Annotated in this window: 5 protein-coding genes and 2 pseudogenes; 4 read left to right on the plus strand and 3 right to left on the minus strand. The window is 72.4% G+C overall.

Features of this window, described 5'->3' with window-relative positions; translation table 11 throughout:
• The 4 genes and pseudogenes from E1166_RS29330 to E1166_RS29345 all read left to right on the plus strand — a co-directional run.
• Window positions 1–1,409, plus strand: a pseudogene (locus tag E1166_RS29330) (ATPase); the annotation flags it as partial.
• Window positions 1,406–1,810, plus strand: a complete 405-nt coding sequence (locus E1166_RS29335; RefSeq protein ID WP_089011242.1) for a roadblock/LC7 domain-containing protein — start codon at window positions 1,406–1,408, stop codon at window positions 1,808–1,810. The pseudogene E1166_RS29330 and the gene E1166_RS29335, both read left to right, overlap by 4 nt.
• A gap of 102 nt (window positions 1,811–1,912) precedes the next feature.
• Window positions 1,913–2,290 (plus strand): DUF742 domain-containing protein, encoded by a 378-nt coding sequence (locus E1166_RS29340; RefSeq protein ID WP_132270874.1) that lies wholly within the window; start codon window positions 1,913–1,915, stop codon window positions 2,288–2,290.
• A gap of 1 nt (window position 2,291) precedes the next feature.
• Entirely contained in the window at window positions 2,292–2,885 is a 594-nt protein-coding gene (locus tag E1166_RS29345; protein ID WP_132270873.1) for an ATP/GTP-binding protein, read from the plus strand.
• Window positions 2,886–2,982: 97 nt separating this feature from the next.
• Here the strand turns inward: E1166_RS29345 and E1166_RS29350 are convergent, their stop codons facing one another.
• From E1166_RS29350 to E1166_RS29360, 3 genes and pseudogenes are all read right to left on the minus strand, one after another.
• Window positions 2,983–3,339, minus strand: a complete 357-nt coding sequence (locus E1166_RS29350) for a nuclear transport factor 2 family protein (RefSeq protein WP_132343086.1) — start codon at window positions 3,337–3,339, stop codon at window positions 2,983–2,985.
• A complete protein-coding gene (locus tag E1166_RS32385) occupies window positions 3,311–3,709 on the minus strand; it encodes a hypothetical protein (RefSeq protein ID WP_243710586.1) in 399 nt (132 codons plus the stop codon). Before E1166_RS32385 ends, E1166_RS29350 begins: the two co-directional genes overlap by 29 nt.
• Before the next feature lie 171 nt (window positions 3,710–3,880).
• Window positions 3,881–5,108: pseudogene (locus tag E1166_RS29360) on the minus strand (transposase); the annotation flags it as partial.

The raw sequence follows: 5,108 nt of genomic DNA on the forward strand, positions 1-5,108 counted from the left end.
GGGCCCTGCCCGCGCTCGGTGCCCGCCCGACGCCGTCGGCCCCCCGGCCCGGTGAGTCCGGCAACCAGGTCACGCTGGGCGGCCGGCCCTTCGAACCGGCACCCCGCAACGGCTCGGCCCACCCGGGCGGTGGACGGGCTGTGCCCGCCTGGTCCGACCTGACCGGGGCCACCGGAGTCAACGGCAACGACAGCTACCCGCCGCGGCCCACCAACGGCCAGCCGGTCAACCCGCTGCCGCAGCGACGCGGCTCCGACGGCGACCCGGCGGTCACCGGTCAGCAGCCGGTGATCCCGCGGCAGCTGCCGAGCGGCCCGGAGGCCCGTCCGTACAGCGCCCCGCCGGTCTCCGCGCCGCCGCTGCCGCCGGTCTCCGGTGTCCCGGTCTCCGGTCAGCCGGTGTCGGGTCAACCCGTCTCCGCCGCGCCCGTGTCGGCCCAGCCGGTCTCGGCCCAGCCGGTCTCGGCGCAGCCGGTCTCCGGCCAGCCCAACCCGGCCGCACCGGTCGCCATGCCGCCCCGGCAGGTTCCCCCTGCCGTCGGTGCCCCGCCGGCCTGGCCGCCGGTGGCCAACCCGGAGCGGGAGACGGCCGCACCGCCGGTGCCCGAGCGGCTCGCCGCGGCCCTGGACATGACCACCGAGCTGCCTCGGGTGGTCCGCCCCGAGCCGGCCCATCCGCCGGTGGTGCCGCAGCCGCGTGCCGGGCAGACCGCGCCGGTCAACCGGCCGGCCACCCCGCAGGAGACGGCGAACCGGCAGCGGTTCGCCGACGAGACCATGGAGCTGCCGATCTTCCGGGAGCTCGAGTCGGCCTGGTTCCGGACCCGTAAGCCGGGTCCGGAGGAGGCGGCGACCACAACGGCCAGCGGTGCCGCCACCCAGCAGATGCCCATCGTCGACGCCGCCGGCCAGCCCGTCCAGAAGCCCGCACCACGGACCACAGGTAATGCGCCGATGGTCAACACACCGACGGCCGGAGGAGCGCCGTACGACAGCGGCCCGGCGTCGCAGGGGGCCGGTCGTCCCGCGTTCGCCGACAGCGCGCCCAACCGTCGATCCGGCCCGCAGTCTCCGGGTTGGCAGACCGCGGCCGACGACGGTTGGCGGGCCGCCGTGGCCGCCTCCGAGGTGCCGGTGGCGGCCACCACCGAGACCGGTCTGCCGAAGCGGACGCCGATGGCGCAGCTCGTGCCCGGTGCCGTGGAGAAACCGACCACCTCGGTGCAGCGGCGTACACCGGAAGGGGTGCGTGGGCTGCTTTCCGCCTACCATCGAGGCGTGCAGCGTGGCCGGAGCAACCCCTCGGACAGCAACCCCATCAATCCGGAGGCGACTCCGGGAGGGCAGCAATCCTCGCAGCCTGGCTCCGGCCCGGCAGCCGGTAGCGGGCAGAAGGAGCAAGAAGGATGACTACTACGCAGGATCTCGGTTGGCTGCTGGCCAACTTCGCCGACCGGGTACCCGGTGTCGCGCACGCGGTCGCCGTCTCCGCCGACGGTCTGCTCCTCGCGTCGTCACGAGACCTGCCGCGGGACCGGGCCGACCAGTTGGCCGCCATCTCCTCCGGGCTGGTCAGCCTGACCCAGGGCGCGGCCCGGTGCTTCGAGGGTGGCGCGGTGCTGCAGACCGTCGTCGAGATGGACAACGGCTTCCTGTTCCTGATGTCCATCTCGGACGGCTCCTCGTTCGCCGTGCTGGCCGCCCGTAGCTGTGACGTCGGTCAGGTCGGCTACGAGATGGCGCTGCTCGTCGACCGGGTGGGCGACGCCTTGACGCCGCAGCCGCGTACGGCTGTCGGGATGATGGGCTGACCGAGCTGACCAGGCGGTCGGCACGGCGGCAACAACACAACAACAACGACGGGTGCCACCGGGCGAGAGCCGGTGCCGGGTACGAAGGAGGTGAGCGGCGACATGGTCGATCGTGACGAACCGACCGGAGCGTTGGTCCGTCCATACGCCGTGACCCGTGGTCGTACCCGTCCCCGGCTCGACATCGCCATGGAGGCGCTCGTCGAGACGACGGTGCGCGGTCGGGCCGCTGCCAGTGGCAACAGTGGCCAGGGCCGGGAGCACCAGTACATCGCCGCGCTGTGTGACGGGCGTGTGCAGTCGCTCGCGGAGATCGCGGCGCGGATGCAGCTCCCACTGGGTGTGGCCCGGGTGCTCATCGCCGACATGGCGACGGATGGCCTGGTCGCGGTCCACGAGCCGACCATCCTGGACGACTCGGACGACGCGGTGGGCACTGAACTGCTGGAGAGGGTGCTGAGTGGACTTCGCAGGCTCTGACATGTCGCACCGGCCGCCGACCCCGAGCGGGCGCGTGACGTCGGCGAAGATCGTGATCGCCGGTGGGTTCGGCGTCGGCAAGACGACGCTGGTCGGCTCGGTCTCGGAGATCACGCCGCTGACCACCGAAGCGATCATGACTTCCGCGGGCGTGGGTGTCGACGACACCCGGCAGGTGCCGGGAAAGCAGACGACCACGGTGGCGATGGACTTCGGTCGTATCTCGATCGACCGGGACCTGATCCTGTACCTGTTCGGTACGCCGGGCCAGACGCGGTTCTGGTTCATGTGGGACGAGCTGGTACGCGGCGCCATCGGTGCCGTGGTGCTGGTGGACACCCGCCGGTTGGCCGACTGCTTCGCGGCGATCGACTTCTTCGAGCACCGGCGGCTGCCGTACCTGGTGGCCATCAACTGCTTCGACGGGATGCAGTACCACGACCCGCAGGACGTCCGGGACGCGCTGGCGATCTCGACCGACGTGCCGGTGGTGGCCTGCGACGCCCGTAACCGGGAGTCGACCAAGCACGTGCTGATCTCGCTGGTCGAGTACGTGCTGACGATGCGCCGTTCGCGCGCGGTCGCCCCGGCCTGACCGACCTGGACGCGCCCGACGCGGCACCGCCGCCGTCGGGCGCGTCGTCGTGTCCAGGACGGCTTCGGGCACCTGTCGTTCGGAGAACGGGGAGTTCTCAGTCCACCGTATCGGCGGCGAAGTAGTCCCGTAGCAGCGCGATCTTCCCCTCACTGAGGCGGAAGATCTGTACCAGCGACATGGTCGTGGACTCGTCGGCGCCGTCGAGGACCGTGTCGATCTCGGCGATGAACACGTCCGGGTCGGCCGTGGCGTGCAGCACGTACCGGGACTGCTCCACGTTCACCGTGCCGTCGGTTTCCGTGAAGCGCTCGTAGTAGGCCGCCATGCCGGCGCGGATCTCCGCGCGCCCCGCCAACCGCCGTGGAAAGGCGTGGCCTTTCGGGACGAGAGGCGCTTCGTAGATCCCGTCCGGGGTGAACAACTCAGCTAACGCGTCGGGGTTCCGCGTCATCGCGCCGGCCCAGATGTACCGCTGTCGGCACGGTGTCGCACGCCAGGGTGTCCATCAGCTTGACCAGCGGTGGCTCGATGTCTGTGTCATCGACGTAGTTCTCGCCCCGTTCGTCGGCCATCCGCGTGCGGTGGGCGGCCAGTTTGTCGGCCAGCTCGACCAGCCGCGGGTCGTCGTCGGTGCGGTCGAGGGTGCCGCCGTCGCCTCGCGCGTGGACACCAGCACCGCCGCCGCGGCAGCGGCAGACCAGGTCGTGCTCGCGGTGCCGTACTCCGCGATCGACGACCTGCTCACCGATGAGGTCCGCAACGCGCTGACCGGAAAGATCGTGATCGACGCGACGAATCCGCTCGGCTGTCGAAATGCTCATCCAACTCGCGTACGGCCAGGGCCTCGGTGCGAACATCGGCCTGCACCTCGCCCGCGGCTGATCACCACACGAACCAGAGGCGATCGTACGTCTTGACCATGCCGGGGCGCCGTCCCTGGGACAGAGACCGACGGAATGGCTGTCGGCCGGAGGGACGGCGCTGCCGAGGCGTCAGGAACGGTAGCCGGCGGACCGGAACTCGTACTCCCGGTCGTCGTCGCGTTCGGCCGGGTCGCGGCTGAAGTCCCAGCCACCGGCCGACTCCCGGCCCGGTCGGCCGCCGACCGCGAATCCGCCGATCTCCTGGCCGCGACGCCAGCCGCGGAAGTAGCCGGTGGTGTTCTCGGCGAGGCTGGCCGCATCACGGACGATCCGTAGCGGGCGCTCGTCGCGCAACGGCGAACCGGGCACCAGATTGGCCTGCGGAACCCGCTTGGGCAGGCCGGCCTTGGTCTCCGACCCGACCGCCGGGCGAGCTGCCTGCTCGGCGGCCTGCCAGCCGGTGTCCGCCGTGGTCGACCAGGCCAGGTCGGTGGAGTCGCTGTGCCCGACGAACCACGCCGACTTCGCCTGCGCGAAGATCAGCAGGTCGCCGTCGCCCTCGTCGGAGACCGGCGGAGGCCGGTGCTCCATCGGGGCGGGGCGGCGTTCGGCCGGCTCCGGCAGGCGTTCGGGGATCGGCCGTTCACCGCGGGCTGCCCGCGACCCACGGCCGGGCTCCTCCCGATCCACCAGCCGCAGCGGCGGAGTCTCCAGATTGGGGTCGGTGGACGGACGGAGATTGTCGCGCAGCGCCCGGTCAGCCAGCGGCGGCGGCTCGACGAGCCGCAGTGCGGGCGGCTCCTGCGGAAGGTCGTCGGCGAGCCACGGCGGGGTGACCCGCCGCTCCTTGCCCGCCTCGGTGGGCGCGTCAACCGGTCGGCCGCCCCGGTCGCCGTACGACGGCACATCGCCGGCAGCCCGGTCGCCCAGATCTTCCGGGTTGTTGACCAGCGGCCAGTTGGCCCGTGAACCCGGCGGGGCGGGCTCGGGCTCGGGACGCGGGGTCGGCACCGGGACGTTCAGGTCGGTGGCGCTGAAGCCGCCGGTCGGCGAGGAGAGCGCCCCACTGGTCTTCGGGCGGGGCGGGATCACGGTGCGCTGCTGCCGTTCGGCCCGGGCGCTGTTGATCGCCGCCGTGGTCAGCGTCGGCCGGAACGGCTCGCCGGCTTCGGCGGGAGGCACGTTACCCCGCTGCGTGGGAGCGATCGGGGTGATGCCGGGCGGCGGCGGGGGCGGCGCGGAGACCGGCCGGTTGCTGGGGCTGTCCGTTCGGCGACGCACCACGGTCGGTGCGTCCACCAGGGAGCGACGGGCTGCCGGCATGGCGGGGTCGGTGTGCCCGGGAGGGGCCGAGGTC

This window comes from Micromonospora sp. KC213 (genome assembly GCF_004348325.1).
GTDB lineage: Bacteria > Actinomycetota > Actinomycetes > Mycobacteriales > Micromonosporaceae > Micromonospora.